The organism is Arthrobacter globiformis (assembly GCF_046536215.2).
Lineage (GTDB): Bacteria > Actinomycetota > Actinomycetes > Actinomycetales > Micrococcaceae > Arthrobacter > Arthrobacter globiformis_E.
Map to the genome: position 1 here is coordinate 1 of NZ_JAWMWD020000002.1, position 13778 is coordinate 13778.

The following is a 13778-nucleotide window of genomic DNA, read 5'->3' on the forward strand; positions in this document are numbered from 1 at the left end:
ACTCATTAGGGGAGAGCGTCAATACGTTCCCCGAAAGATCACGGTATGCACGATTCGCACTTAGAGTCATTACAGCTTGACATAAGATCAATTATCGGCGCTCGAAAACGGCCGGGGGAGACGCCGCGGAAGGGGTTGCATTCCGGCGTAACCGCAGCGCTTTTCGCCCGCTAATCACGTGCTTGAACCTGGGCTGCCAGCGCCTGGTTCAAGGCCGGAATGTCCAGGAACTCCGGATCAAAAGGTTCAGCCGAGCCGGTGATCTCCGCCACCCATTCCGAGTGCTCGGCGTGGTCCGGATGAGCCGGGTCTGCCAGTGCCTCCAGGATCTCTGCATACCCTGGGAATCCTCCGGAGTCTTCCAACGGGCCGCGGCGGGCGCCCCCGGCCACTCTGGCCAGCGGGGCGCCTTCCTTCGCAGGATATTGCGCAACGAGCTCAAGCCGGTGCAGCCAGCTGTCGCCAAAGTCGTATTCATAAAAGGCTGCGCCACCGCCCATGTCCAGCAATTGGCCAAGGGACATCTTTTCCTCTGGCCTGTCATCCGGTTCGTTGCACTCCCGCCGTGGAAGCCACTGCAGAGTCTCAGGAATTTCACCGTCCACCGGTCGCAACGGCGCAAAGGGGTCACCGGCTGTAAACCTGTGCAGGTGCATGTCCTCCCACCCAAAGGTAGTTTGCAGGACCCTGTGTGCCTGATCCAGAGTCAAGGAGCCGCTGACCTCCAGCTGGCGCCAGATTTTTGGTTCGATGTCGGCCAGCTCCACGCGAACCCCCAGTATCGACCCCGGCTGCCCGCACATCTCGGTAGAAGCGTTCTCCATGCAGGCCATTCTTACAGCCCGCATTTCGGCCCCAAAGACGCTAGCCTCTCCCCTGCCATCAAACTTCAGCCTTACAAAACGTGGGTTATCTGTATTTCGGAACGACCATAGGCTCCGGCCGCACGCGGAAAGAAACCGGTCTATTTTGACGCTGCGTATCAGGGCGAAGTGGCGGGAACGCCCAGCGCTCAGATGAAGGACCAGCTCAGGCTGTGCACTCCGGTCCGTTGTCGTCCGCGGATTGCTGCCTGACTGGGCCGAGTGCATGTTGCTGGACGCGACGGGTGCCGTCGCCGAATTCTTCCCACGTCCAAGATGAAGTCTTGATGTGCTCGGTTGGATCGTGGCTCCACGTCGAATTCCAGGTGGCTACGTATCCGGCCTCGTCGCCCTACACCGGCGGGACCTCCGGGCACCTGTGACCCTCCTGCCAATGCCTGGCGACAGTACTTTTGGGCAACTGCAATGCCGCCGCCACCTCCCGAATCGTCATGCCCTGCTCGCGTCCATCGTAGACAGCCATGTGAAGCACTTCCGACTCGACGGCTCATACAACGCTGGCCTGAGCCCGAGCTGCCCGAAATGCTTCCGATGAGCTGACGAACGACATAGCTTCCTTCCCTTGTCCCACGGTGGGACAGTACTACTGTCCCAGTGGGACAAGGGAAGCAACCACGCCACTAAGGTCTTGATCCCGCACCCTGCAGCGGTAGGCCGAGAAGGTGAACCGGTTGAACGCTACAGCAACCCTAGTTGTCGCTATAGCCCAGAACCGTTTCGTTTCGGTTCCTTCTGGAGTCGGGACGATACGGGATAGAACTGGGCCCGGTATCCCCCAGGAAACGCCGGTGCGGGCGAGCTGGCCTAATCTGTTTTCATGGCTGAATGGTTCTCTGTCGCAATCGCGGCTCTCTCCCTAGTCGTTGCGGGCTTGGCGTGGATTAGTTCGCGTAAGGCCAATGACATCGCCAGGGGCGCAAACGCGCGCGCCGATCATGCTAACGCCATAGCGGAATCGGCATTGGAAGACGCTAGGCGGGCCCGCCTCGACATCGTGTGGGATGAGGCAATACGCGCCCTAAACGACTTAGTGACATTCGATTTCGCCGGATCGTCCGAGGCTGTGGGGCCGAAGCTTGTGTCGGCCCGTACAAGCTTGCAGATGCTCGCGGACAAGCTAGACGGCGACGCGGTGGGAAAGTGGCTGCAGGCAGACTGGGCTACGGCAAACCTGTTCATGCGGGAGGCACTCGAAAAGAAGGTCGATAAGCGCCGTGCCGACTACGTCGAGGCCGTATTAGAAGCAAACTCCACTGCCGCCGCTTGGTTGGTTGGCATGATCAACAACATCAGGTTTGCCCGGCTTGGCGGTGTTTCCGAGGACGTAATCGAGCGCCTGCAGCGCAACGCCGTTGAACATGCTGAGGACATTAGGAAGCGCAACAACTGGCCTGAGGACTCATGGCTGCCTGAGACTCTGCAACCGTTGCAGGACGACCGAACCCTCTAACCAGTAAACCAGAGGCAAGGTCGCACAACTCCCCCAGGGATCCAGAAGCATCCGTGTATGCGGACCCAGGGGTAGGTCACACCCAACCTGGCATCTTTTGCTTGACGGAATATAAGTTATCGGCGTTCCGGCTTTGCGCAATTGCGCTCTGATGCGCCACTTTTGCATCCGTACGTGGACAAGGACACCTGCACGGCGGCAACGAGCCGTTACACAGTGGGTATTCTTTGGGATGCACTTTCGAATCGCCTTGGGGACCGCTCCTCATTGGTCCCCGCACCCGTCCTAAGGACCCCACAATGCAGACAGTCACTCTTGGGAGCTTCAACAGCAAAGACACCGATTCCGTAGTGGACCTTTGGACCATTTGTGGCCTTGTACGTCCCTGGAACGATCCCCGAAAAGATATAGAGCGGAAACTCCAGGTGCAGCCAGAACTCTTTCTGGTGGCACATGACGGACTGCGGGTGGTCGGCACGGCCATGGCTGGTTATGACGGGCATAGGGGCTGGATCCACTACTTTGCTATCCACCCCGAACAGCAAGGCCGCGGGCTGGGCCGCCGCCTTGTTCAGGATATCGAGCAGCGGCTGGGTGCTTTGGGTTGTCCCAAGATCCATCTGAACGTCCGCAGCAAAAATGAAGCGGCAGCAGATTTTTGGCGTGCCGTCGGATTTGAATCCAGTGACTCCCTGACTTTCGCCAGGCGCCTCATTACCGACTGATCTTTCCGGGACGGCTCCCTCGACTGCGTCTGGTTATGTCCACCCCAAGGGGTTGCGAATCATGAAACAACGGTAAAGAGCCGCGGATGAGTGGTGGCGTAGCGGCATTGTCCAGTCGCTGCGCCGGTCACCGGGACCTCGGCCAACGAGCATGCACGCCCAGGCATCAGGGCGTGCATGCTGTACCTTCTCGTCGCCGGAGACAGTCCCTGTCCGGGTCCGCCTATTCCGGCCGCAGCGGGGGCGCTGGCCTGTGCCGCGGTTCGCGAAGGCAAGGTAGCCGCAGCCAGTATTCCTGCAGCCACCAGCAGCCCGGCCGCGACGGCAAGCACGCTGCCGTATCCGGTGATTAGTTGGGCTTCCTCCGTAAGGGCCGAATGCCGGCTGCTGTTGCTGACCGTCGCAGCGACGCCCGCCAGAACTGCCAGTCCGAGGGCAACACCGATCTGCTGTGCGGAGTTGAGCAGTGCAGAGGTAATTCCGGCCTCGGTGTCCTTCTTGTGATATACGACGGCCTGGGCCCCAGATGCGGGAAAAACGGGGATGCCCAATGGCTTGGGCCATCGGTGGCAGTTGGTCCCAGGTTTCTAGAGCCCGAACGCGCTTCCGTGGCCATGTTCGAACACGAGGTTGGTCTGGGTACCTGCGACGGCAGGATTCGATGACAGATGGTCCAGTACGAATTGACGGATGTGCTCGGTGTTCTTGGCCGTGATGTGGATCAGGAAATCGTCCGAACCGCCAAGAACGAAGAATTGCTTGATCTCGGGCAGGTCCCGCAACTCGCTTCCGAAGGCATTCATCAAGTGCCGGGCACCGGGCCTGAGCCGCACACTGACCAGGGCCTGGAGGGGCAGGCCCATCGCTTCGGGTGCGACTTCGACGGTGAACCGCTTGATTACCCCCGAGTCTTTGAGCGCTTTGAGGCGGGCAAGACAGGTTGACGGCGCAAGTCCGAGAGCCTCCGACAACGACTGGTTGGTACGCCTTGAATTATTGGAAAGCAGGCCCAGAAGCTTCTGGTCGACTTCGTCCAACGTCACCTGTTGCAGTTTCTGCGAGTCCGACACGCTGTAACGCTCCTCACATTGTGGAAATTGTTCATTTGTTTTCATTCTGCCGCATATCCTGCGAGCTCCGCTCATGTTTCCGCATTTTCTGTCATTCTTTTGCCCACAAGCATCAATCCCGTCAGAAAGCACGAGTCATGATCATCTCCGTTCCCAAGGAAATCAAGAACAACGAGTTCCGCGTTGCCATCACTGCCGCCGGCGTCCACGAATTCAAAGCAAACGGCCACGACGTGCTCGTGGAAACCGGCGCCGGCGCCGGCTCCGGCATCAGCGATCAGGAGTACGCCCTTGCTGGAGCCGAGATCGTTCAAACCGCAGATGAGGCCTGGGCTAGGGCCGACATGGTGATGAAGGTCAAGGAACCCGTGGCATCCGAATACCGGCACTTCCGTGAGGGCCTGCTACTTTTCACCTACCTGCACCTTGCAGCGGAACCCGCACTGACCCAGGCGCTTGTCGAATCCGGTGTCACCGCCATCGCCTACGAGACGGTCCAGGAAGGCCGGGCACTGCCGCTGCTCGCCCCGATGTCCGAAGTGGCCGGCCGGCTCTCCGTCCAGGTCGGTGCGACCTCGCTGATGGCACCCGCTGGCGGCAAGGGTGTGCTGCTCGGCGGCGTTCCGGGCGTCCGTCCCGCCAAGGTTGTCGTCCTCGGTGCAGGCGTCGCCGGCACCAACGCCGCGGCCATGGCGCTCGGCCTCGGCGCCGACGTGACCATCCTGGACATCAACATCAACCGGCTGCGCGAACTGGACGCCCAGTACCAGGGCCGCCTGAAGACCGTAGCGTCCAACTCATACGAGATCGAAAAGTCCGTTATCGACGCTGATCTCGTCATCGGCTCCGTCCTGATCCCGGGAGCGAAGGCACCCAAGCTCGTGACCAACGACCTCGTGGCCCGGATGAAGCCCGGCTCGGTGCTCGTTGATATCGCCGTGGACCAGGGTGGCTGCTTTGAAGATACCAACCCCACCACGCACCAGGAACCCACGTACAAGGTCCACGACACCATTTTCTACTGCGTGGCAAACATGCCGGGTGCCGTCCCGAACACGTCCACTTACGCGCTGACCAACGTCACGCTCCGCTACGCGGTAGCCCTTGCGAACCACGGCGTCAAAGGCGCTTTCGACCGGCTTCCAGCTCTCGCCGGCGGTCTGAACGTGGCGGCAGGCAAGGTGACCCACAAGTCGGTCAGCGATGCCCACGGGCATGACCTCGCCGACTGGCAGGACCTCGTAACGGTCTAAGGCATCGGCCGTGTCTGCCCGATAGAAGGCAGACACGGCCCGCTTCACAGAAAGGGAAGCATCGAATGGCATTTCACCTGCAGCCCAAGTGGCAGCCGCTGATTGGCCAGCTGGTCATTGTTAAACTTCAGGATCAGGAGATCCGGCGCGGAGTTGTCGATGCAGTCACCGACGATGATCAAATTTTGTGGCTCGACAGTGACGGGGCTGAGCCCCGCCGGCTATTTCACCGGGCAGACGGTTTCAACGTGTGGGTCGACTACAAGTGGGAAACCGATAGGTTCAGCCGTTGCCCTGACTTCCAGCGGGAGGCTGCATCATGAGGGGCGGGCAGTCCAACGCGGCTGGATACGTACAGCGTCGGGAGCGGCTCCACAGTGATGATGAATTGTCGGCAGCCATCACCCGGCTGCGTTCCCAACGGGGCCACAGTGAAGCGTCAGGTGTTCTTGTCACCTGGCACGGCCCCTGGTCCTACACCCTGGAGCTCTGCCACCAGATTCCTCCCGGGCTCGTATACGAGTGCATCGCGTCTGAACGACTGAACATGGCACGATAATTCAGGCCCGGCCGGACTGGCCCCGCCCATCAGCGCTCCCCCAGCAGCTCTCAACCTCAACGACCGTCCTTTCCGATGGGCGCCAGGCACACGGTCCGCGCGAATGATGTGCCCGCAGTACATGTCGATCATCTGAGCCGCCACGAAAATGGTCGAAGATGAACAGCCGGCAAGCCCCTCCCCTACCTGGTGTGTCAGAGAGCGGGGAGCGCCATCGACCCTGTGCAACCTGGCAACGACGAAGGAAACCTGATGTCCGAACTCACTGTTGAAAGAGCAGATCTCGGCATGGCATGGGCGGTCAAAGACAGCTTTGTCCGCTATGTGCAGTCCATGCATGACGGACGCATACTCCTGCGTGACGGTGCTGCCGTGACCAATACCCGGCAGTTCTATTTCCCGTTCAAGAGCGTGGACCAGTCTGACAGTGACCACTTTGTGCTCCGGTTCGGTGGAGACGCCCGCTTCCTCGCCCATCACGGGCTTATGTCGGTCGCAATTTGCAACCCCAAAATTGAAGCCGGGCTGGACGGGGCATACCTGTTCATCGATCAAGGAAACGAGACGGTGCAACTCGCCCATCTGCGTTTGCCGGCGGTGTCGGTGGAAGACGGCGTCACCATGTGGGCGAATGTCCAGGTATCGCTGACCAGCGCAGGCGCGGCTGTCTTTGCAGACAGCTACTCAGCCGGAGAGACACTGGCTCCGCTGACCATGAGAGCACCATCTTCCGTGAAAGTACCGTGACGCAGGAGTTCAATTTACCCAGGAGCTCAAAACATACCTGGCGCATCCGGCCACGACGGATATGGCGTGTTCCTGCCCCCCTTGGAATCGGGGGCAGGAGACGCGGCGCCGGATGTCCAGGACACGCCCAAGCCGCAAGGGCAGCGCCGCGCCACACCACTTGGTCTACTGGGAAGCCACTGTAGCGGTCGTACGGACCAGGTGGGCGAAGCGTCGCGCCAGTGCCTCGGTATGCTCCCTCACAATCTGGTCTTGATTCTCGAACGCCTGCATCCCGCGCCCTGCCCGCTCCATAGCAACCGCGTCATTCTCGTCGACGAGGGACAACCACTGGCGGTAGACTGCCGGCGACAGTTCAGGGTGAAACTGCACTCCCCACGACATCTCGCCTATCCGGAAAGCCTGGTGCGGATACTGGGCGGTCATCCCGAGCCAGACCGCCGAAGGTGGCAGGTGGTCGATCATGTCCCCATGCATTGCCCCTGCGCAGAAAGGGCCCGGTAACCCGGCCATCAAGGGATCCTCGGCCGCCTCCGCCCGTAACGCTACCTCTACGACGCCCGCTTCGAGGCCCTGGTCGCCCCTGGTCACGGTTCCGCCGAACGTTTGTGCCATCAGCTGAGCTCCGAGGCAAATCCCAAGTGTGGGCTTCCTGTGGCTGGCAGCAGCTGCCATAAGGCTGCGGATGTGAGCAAGCCAGTGATAGACATGGTCGTCCAGCGAACTCATGTCTCCGCCCAGGACCACCAGGGCGTCCTCCTGGAGTATTTCCGGGATCACGTCGTCATTGAAAGGCTGGACAATTCTGGTGGTTATACCCTCGTCGTGCAGCCACAGACCGAGACGGTCGATCGGGCAATAGGGATCCGGCTGTATGACGAGGGCCTGCAAAGTGCCGGTGCCCCGGGAAAGATCTGGCTGGTAGGTCATGCTCGAAATCCTTATCGGGCGATCGAAGTTTCCAATACTTCAACGTAGCGAACAGCATCGCCGCCACAGCAGTGCCATTTGCACATTGAGATCCGAATGTGTGTGCTTGCAGAGCTGAGACTTTGGAGCTTCGGTTGGCTGGGGTCGACTCTATTCACACCATGTGACGATCCTTGAACAGGACTCAGTTTGGGCGGCCGTTGCCGTCACTGAAGAACCGCGCCCTGGCCTTCCCGCACCGCCAATCGTGCGGCAATGCCTGTGGGGAGCCAGTCACCGGCTTCTTCGAAGGAATGACCGATGAGCTGCTCTACGCGCTGGAGGCGTTGCCGGAGCGTGTTGCGGTGGATATGCAACTTGGAGACCGTGTCCGCAATGGATCCCTTGTTGGATAGCAGCATGGCAACTGTTTCGGCCAACTGGGTTCCATTTTCCGCGTCGTAGCGCATGAGGGACCTGAGTTCAGCGAGCACGTCCTTGATCTCCGCAGACATCCCTTCCCCTACGAGCGGCATGTCCTGCAGATGTTCTATTTCGCTGAAAGAGGTGACCCGTCTCCCGGACGTCCTGGCAACTAGTTCTGTCCATGCCAGTGCGGTCTCGGCGTCGGAAAGCGCAGGCTGCAGGGAAGCGACATCGCGGGCCACCGGACCGAGGCCGGCGAAGGCTGAAACGCCGCGGTGTTCGTCGAGCTCAGAAAGAGTTGTCTCCAGCTTCGCCTGGATCTCCTCTCCCGTACCGAAGGGGGTATCGATAAAGAGCAGGCTGAGGGGTCCCTCCGTGAAGACGAGGGACCGTGGGCCGGCCAGTTCCTGCAGGTAGGGGGCAATGCGCCTAGACACGGCATCCGAGTCGAATTTCAGCCGTTTCACCCGTACCAGGACAGGCAGGGTGCGGCCCTTTGACCAGCCTGACTCCTCCAGAATGCGGGCGAATGTGCTCGTGCCGACGCTACGGAGCAGGCGTGAAGCATGGGAAGAACCTACCGATTCCAGTTCTACTGCTTCAAACAGGGCGGCCAGCTGAGAGCAAATGGCGCTGAGACGGTCAAGTTCCCTGGTGGAATAGCGGCGTGGACGGTAGCAGGTGACGATGCCCCGGGTGCTCGTCAGGCCGAAGGAAACAGATATCCGCTCATGTCCGGCGAAGTTGGATTCGATAAATTCGGAGGTTGCTGTTCGTGAGTGAGTGGTTCGAACCACTGTTCCGCTTCGCTCGCCCTTGTCCATTGCGATGGCAGTGGGCGGGGATGTGGCTGGACCACGGCCGAAATATTCGATGACACAACCGTCGGAGCTCATGTGCTTGAGGATCGACTGGGCGGCCACTTGAGCGCATTGCAGAACGGAAGTGGCGGAGTTGATCGGGAAATCTACAAGGAAATGCGCTGCTGCAGACTGACGCCGCAAGTCGTCAACCGTCTCAGCCTGCAGCAGGCCGCTGGCAAGCAGCATGCCCACCTCGTCAGCAATCAGCTTTGACTCCCAGGTGAAGGTTTCCTCGGCATACGACCAGAGGCTGAATACACCCAGGAGCGTCCCGGTCGGAGCCACGATCGGGACTACCAGCATCGAGTTGAAATCTTCTTCCTGAAGTTCGCTGATGCTGACGAACCGCGGATCCTGCTGAATGTTTTTGTTAAGGACAACTGACTGCCGGGTAAGCCCCACCCAGCCGGTTACCCCCTCACCGAGGCGAAGGGTGACCCTTCCAACTTGCTGGCTCTGTACTCCAGCAGTACCTGCACGCATAACAAGAACTTGTTCCTGTTCATCCCACAGGTAGACGAAAACCCCTGCTGAGTTTGTTGCCCTGGCAACCAGGTCCACTGCCCTTTGAGCAAGCGCGAGCGGATCGGGTCCTTCCATCATTAGCTGCGTGAGCTCGGACAGGGTATCTGCCCGGAGCTCTGCTATTTGGAGTTTTTGGCGATAGTCAGCCGGCATGACCTCGTTCGGTTGCGGGGCCGCGGGCTCAGCAGGGGTATTCATCTTTTCAGCTTAGGAGGCTCATGCCCATGGAGGCCCGGCTGAACTGCCTTGGAGCGTTGACGCCAATCCAGGCCGTCTCCTCCTCCGCGGATCCGATCCGGTACAAGGCGGCGTTGCGTTCCTCGGCAGCGTAGACCTGCACAAGTTCGCCCGCCGGCGGAAGCATGCCGTGTACCTGGACCTTTCGACCGAACTGTTCCGTCCATCCGTACGGAGCCTGTTCCAGTTCCGTGGATTCGAATCCGGCGAAGTATTCAGCGAGGGCTGCACCGTGCCGTTGGGCCTGGGTCCAACTCTCGAACCGCCGAAACGTTCCGTCCTCGGCCTGCCGTGCCGAAACGTCTCCGATAGCGAAGATCCCGTCAGCGATTTCACCGCTGGTCAGCAGTGCCTTCCCGTCGGCACTGCAACGGACTCCGTTGGAAATGTCGAGGTCGCTGTAGGTCAGCCATTCGGTATTGGGCCGGGCGCCGACAGCGCTGATAACAAGATCGGCGTGCAGGTCCAGGCCGCTGACCTGGACTGTCCATTCGGCATCCGTTTTCTGAATGGACTCCACAGCCACCCCAAAGTGGGTTACAACACCTGCCTGGTGCATCCATGCCTTTGCTTCTTCCCCCAGATGTCCTGAAAAAAAGCGCTGCATTGGCTGCGGAGCCAGATCCACCACGGTGACGGCAAGCCCACGCTGGGCCAGTGTAGATGCGAGTTCCGCACCAATGGTTCCGGCGCCGATGATGATCGCACTGGCAGCTCCTGCATCCACGGCATTGCGCAGGGCCAGGGCGTCCTCGGCTGTTCTCAGGCTGAGAACGCCTGCGGGCTCATTCGGCAGCCTGATGGAACCGGCTCCGGTTGCGATGACGACCGCATCAGCCGCCACTTCTCCGAGCTTGTCCAGCAGAACAGTCCGCCTGTCAGGGAGCAGCCCGATTGCCTTTGCGTTGAGGATCGGCGTAGCCTCCGGCCACCACTCGGCCGGTTCAACGGAACCAGTGCCCAGAAGAAACTGCTTTGACAGCGGAGGCCGGTCGTAAGGCGCGTTCGGGTCTGAATCTATGACGATAAATTCGCCTGCAAAGCCGAGCTCACGGCTGCGTTCAATCAGCATCGCCGATGCAACCGAAGCGCCAATGATCGCGACCCGGTCTGGCAGATGTGTCACGACGCCGAAACCTCTGAGGCTTTCTCGCCGGCCTCGGTCGATTCCCGTTCAAGGATTGCCCGTTCAGGGCAATTCCGGATGGCTTTGCGCACGTTCGGTTCGTCGCCGCTGTTTTCGCGGCCAGGAATGACGTGGGCGTAGCCTTCCTCGTCGATCTCAAATGTTTCGGGTGCCAGCGCCCAGCACCGGGCGTGGCCCTGGCAACGACCTCCGTCGACCCAAAGTTCTCCCATAGTGATCAAGCTCCAATCTTGAGGGTAAGCGGGCCGACACCGTGCCACGGCTCGTCATCATTCGCCCGTTCAAAGTGAGGCACAGCCTTCAGGAATTCCTCCATGGCAATAACCATCTCGGCGCGGCCAAGGTTCGATCCAAGGCACCGGTGGATACCTCCGCCGAAGGCCAGATGGCGGTTGTCTTCACGGTCAATCTTGATTTCATTCGGTTCTTCGTAGACCTCAGGGTCACGGTTGCCCGCACCGAAGACGAGCACAACGCGTTCGCCGGCCTTGATCTCCTGGCCACGGACAACTGTGTCTGCTTTTGCCGTGCGGGCCATGGCCTGAACCGGAGAAAGCGTCCGCAGGAACTCCTCTGCAGCCGTGGGAATCAGGTCCGGGTCTTCACGCAACTGCTGCTGGGCCTGCTGGTTGCCCGCAAGGTACCAAAGAGCGGAACGGATCGCCCAGGCGGTCGTGTCCAGCCCGGCCAGGAAGAGCAGGTAGCAGTACGACAGCAGCTCTTCACGCGTGAGCTTCCGTCCCTTCACCTCCGCCTTCAGAAGCTGGGTGATCAGATCATTGCTGGCCTCTGCTTCCGGTCCGGCCTTTTCCCGTTCGTCGAGAAGGCGGTCGAAGTAGTCGTTGAGCTCACGTCCTGCCGCGTACGCCGTTTCCGGATGGGCGGTGCGCTCATAGATGATCTCGTCGATCCACCGGTCGAAAATCGGCCAGTCCTGCTCCGGATATCCGGCCAGGCGGCTAAAGATGATTGTCGGCATCGGACGGGCGAGCTTGGCCGAAACGTCCACGACCTCGCCTGCCTCAAGGACCTCCTGGCACAGCTGCCTGGCGGTCTCCCGCATTCCCGGGCCCAGCTTTGAAACATTCATGGGAGTGAACATCGGCAGCAGGATCTTGCGGAAGTCAGCATGGGTCGGCGGATCGATGTCGATCGGAATAAGGGGGACATCGGTGCCGAAGGCAGGAAGGAGCATGGAGGGACCGACAGCGAAAGTGTCAGGATCCTGCTCCGCATTGAAGATGTCTTCGCTCTTCGTGATGTACCAAAAGCCCCCGTACTTATCGCTGTGACCGACCGGACCATTGGCGAGCATGTCCTGGTAGTCGTCGAAAATGTTGTCGAGTGCCCGTCCGTGGAAGTCAAAGTCTGACTTGTTGTGGCTGAGCCCGCGCTCGGTTTCTGTGCTCATGAGAATTGCTCCTGAAGTAGTTGCTCTGACTGTGTGTGCGCCGCGGCCTTCTCCACGAGATCCACGAAGAGAGCCTTCTGGGCTTCGTCATAATCGACCATGTGTTCGGGATGCCACTGCACCCCGATCAGGCTGGCATCATCGGCTTCGATTGCCTCGATGACGTCGCCTTCCCGTCCCACAATGCGAAGGCCCTTTCCGAGCCTTCCCAGGCCCTGGTGGTGGTAGCTGTTCACGGGAATGGTCAGGCCTTTGGCGATCCGGGCAAGTTCGGAACCAGGTTCCAGTTGCACCCTGTGCCATGGTTCGTGTGAAGGGTTGTCCTGCCAGTGCCCTCGGTCCGGGCTTACTTCCTGGACTAGGGTTCCGCCGCGAATGACGTTGACAAGCTGCATTCCCCGGCAGGTCGCCAGGACGGGTATGCCACGGAGCATGGCTTCGTTGTAAAGCTCGATCTCGAAATCGTCCCTGATATCGCAGACGTCATAGACCGTGTCGATCGGGTCCTCGCCATACAGCCGGGGGCTGATGTCGCCGCCGCCGGTGAGGATGAGCCCGTCGAACCCTTCAAGCGCCGCATCGGGGATTGTTGCCGTGGACGGAAGAATGGCAGGACGGCCGCCTGCGGCAAGGACGCCGTTGGCGTAGGCCATGTTCTGGACCGTAGAAGGCATCGGGCCAAAGGCGGTATCGACGGTTTGCCGAGCCGCTGAAATGGCAATAAGGGGCGCCCTCATGTCAGTAAACCAGCCAACCACCGTCGACGTGGATGGTGGTACCGGTCACCCAGCTGGCCTCGTCGCTGGCCAGGAACGCGACTGCGTTGGCAACGTCGGACGGGCGGCCGATACGTCCGAGCGGCGTACGGTCGAGGAGGAACTTTACGGCCTCCTGGTTCTCCAGCACGGACTTGGTGAACGGGGTCTCGATGAAGCCCGGCGCAACAGCATTGACGCGGATCTTGGAAGCCGCGGTTTCGATGGCCAAAGCCTTCGTGAACATCAGGAGCGCACCCTTGGAAGCGTTGTAGTGCACCTGGGGGTGCCCGCTGCTGGCGATGACGATGTGGGCCTCAACTGAGGTGATGTTGACGATGGCGCTGGTTGAATCGTCGCCTCGGGCGGCGGCGCCCTTCTCCAGCAGCGGACGTGCAGCCTGGCTGACCAGGAACGGGCCTGTGGAGTTCACCGCGAAGACCTGGTCCCATTCGGCAACGCCGAGGTCATCGAAGTTGCTGCCCTTGACGATGCCTGCGTTGTTGACGAGGGTGTCGAGCCGGCCGAACTTGGCGTCTATCTCGGCCATGCCGCTGCGGACCGAGGCTTCGTCGGCAACGTCCATAACAACGGGAACCATTTCCGGGTGCTGGCCAACCAGGCGCTCGAGCGCGGCTTCGTCACGGTCGAGGGCAACGACGGTGGCGCCCTCCTTGAGCAGCTTTTCTGCGATGGCAAGGCCGTTTCCGGATGCGGCTCCGGTGACTGCAGCGATCTTTCCGGGGTGAGTAGTCATTGGGTGTTTCTTCTTTCTTGTAAGGAAAACGGTGTATTAAACGCTTGTTAGCGCGGCACT

Annotated in this window: 15 protein-coding genes; 5 read left to right on the plus strand and 10 right to left on the minus strand. The window is 60.4% G+C overall.

Features of this window, described 5'->3' with window-relative positions; translation table 11 throughout:
• Positions 1–170: 170 nt before the first annotated feature.
• Together R5O87_RS22870 and R5O87_RS22875 are read right to left on the minus strand one after the other, a co-directional pair.
• Positions 171–824, minus strand: coding sequence for a plasmid pRiA4b ORF-3 family protein (locus R5O87_RS22870; protein WP_243542981.1), 654 nt, complete (start codon positions 822–824; stop codon positions 171–173).
• A gap of 391 nt (positions 825–1215) precedes the next feature.
• Positions 1216–1347 (minus strand): helix-turn-helix domain-containing protein, encoded by a 132-nt coding sequence (locus tag R5O87_RS22875; protein WP_316963924.1) that lies wholly within the window; start codon positions 1345–1347, stop codon positions 1216–1218.
• Positions 1348–1701: 354 nt separating this feature from the next.
• Between R5O87_RS22875 and R5O87_RS22880 the strand changes: the two genes are divergently transcribed.
• Together R5O87_RS22880 and R5O87_RS22885 are read left to right on the plus strand one after the other, a co-directional pair.
• A complete protein-coding gene (locus tag R5O87_RS22880; RefSeq protein ID WP_243542980.1) occupies positions 1702–2334 on the plus strand; it encodes a hypothetical protein in 633 nt (210 codons plus the stop codon).
• 299 nt (positions 2335–2633) lie between these two features.
• Entirely contained in the window at positions 2634–3059 is a 426-nt protein-coding gene (locus R5O87_RS22885) for a GNAT family acetyltransferase (RefSeq protein WP_243542979.1), read from the plus strand.
• A 587-nt stretch (positions 3060–3646) separates the two neighbouring features.
• Here the strand turns inward: R5O87_RS22885 and R5O87_RS22890 are convergent.
• Positions 3647–4174, minus strand: a complete 528-nt coding sequence (locus R5O87_RS22890; RefSeq protein ID WP_410554681.1) for an Lrp/AsnC family transcriptional regulator — start codon at positions 4172–4174, stop codon at positions 3647–3649.
• Positions 4175–4266: 92 nt separating this feature from the next.
• On the opposite strand from R5O87_RS22890, the gene ald reads away from it, so the two are divergent.
• The 3 genes from ald to R5O87_RS22905 all read left to right on the plus strand — a co-directional run bounded on the left by ald (position 4267) and on the right by R5O87_RS22905 (position 6688).
• A complete protein-coding gene (ald, locus tag R5O87_RS22895; RefSeq protein WP_243542976.1) occupies positions 4267–5382 on the plus strand; it encodes an alanine dehydrogenase in 1116 nt (371 codons plus the stop codon).
• A 65-nt stretch (positions 5383–5447) separates the two neighbouring features.
• Positions 5448–5705 (plus strand): hypothetical protein, encoded by a 258-nt coding sequence (locus tag R5O87_RS22900; protein WP_264962717.1) that lies wholly within the window; start codon positions 5448–5450, stop codon positions 5703–5705.
• 488 nt (positions 5706–6193) lie between these two features.
• On the plus strand, positions 6194–6688 hold the full coding sequence (locus tag R5O87_RS22905) for an HtaA domain-containing protein (protein WP_243542975.1): 495 nt from the start codon (positions 6194–6196) through the stop codon (positions 6686–6688).
• Positions 6689–6853: 165 nt separating this feature from the next.
• Here R5O87_RS22905 and R5O87_RS22910 read toward each other — a convergent pair whose 3' ends face one another.
• The 7 genes from R5O87_RS22910 to R5O87_RS22940 form a co-directional block, all read right to left on the minus strand.
• On the minus strand, positions 6854–7618 hold the full coding sequence (locus tag R5O87_RS22910) for a type 1 glutamine amidotransferase (protein ID WP_243542974.1): 765 nt from the start codon (positions 7616–7618) through the stop codon (positions 6854–6856).
• A 206-nt stretch (positions 7619–7824) separates the two neighbouring features.
• Positions 7825–9609, minus strand: coding sequence for a helix-turn-helix domain-containing protein (locus tag R5O87_RS22915; protein ID WP_243542973.1), 1785 nt, complete (start codon positions 9607–9609; stop codon positions 7825–7827).
• Between the two features lie 4 nt (positions 9610–9613).
• On the minus strand, positions 9614–10774 hold the full coding sequence (locus R5O87_RS22920) for an NAD(P)/FAD-dependent oxidoreductase (protein ID WP_243542972.1): 1161 nt from the start codon (positions 10772–10774) through the stop codon (positions 9614–9616).
• Positions 10771–11007, minus strand: coding sequence for a ferredoxin (locus R5O87_RS22925; protein ID WP_243542971.1), 237 nt, complete (start codon positions 11005–11007; stop codon positions 10771–10773). The genes R5O87_RS22920 and R5O87_RS22925 overlap by 4 nt, the downstream gene beginning before the upstream one ends.
• A gap of 5 nt (positions 11008–11012) precedes the next feature.
• Positions 11013–12206 carry a cytochrome P450 gene (locus R5O87_RS22930; RefSeq protein ID WP_243542970.1) on the minus strand — a complete coding sequence of 398 codons (1194 nt, stop codon included), beginning with the start codon at positions 12204–12206 and terminating at the stop codon, positions 11013–11015.
• Positions 12203–12943: a gamma-glutamyl-gamma-aminobutyrate hydrolase family protein gene (locus tag R5O87_RS22935; RefSeq protein WP_166186465.1), complete on the minus strand. Its 741-nt coding sequence runs from the start codon at positions 12941–12943 to the stop codon at positions 12203–12205. The genes R5O87_RS22930 and R5O87_RS22935 overlap by 4 nt, the downstream gene beginning before the upstream one ends.
• A 1-nt stretch (position 12944) precedes the next feature.
• The gene (locus R5O87_RS22940; RefSeq protein ID WP_021470782.1) at positions 12945–13718 is read right to left on the minus strand and encodes an SDR family NAD(P)-dependent oxidoreductase; all 774 of its coding nucleotides are present in this window, start codon (positions 13716–13718) and stop codon (positions 12945–12947) included.
• Positions 13719–13778: the final 60 nt, after the last annotated feature.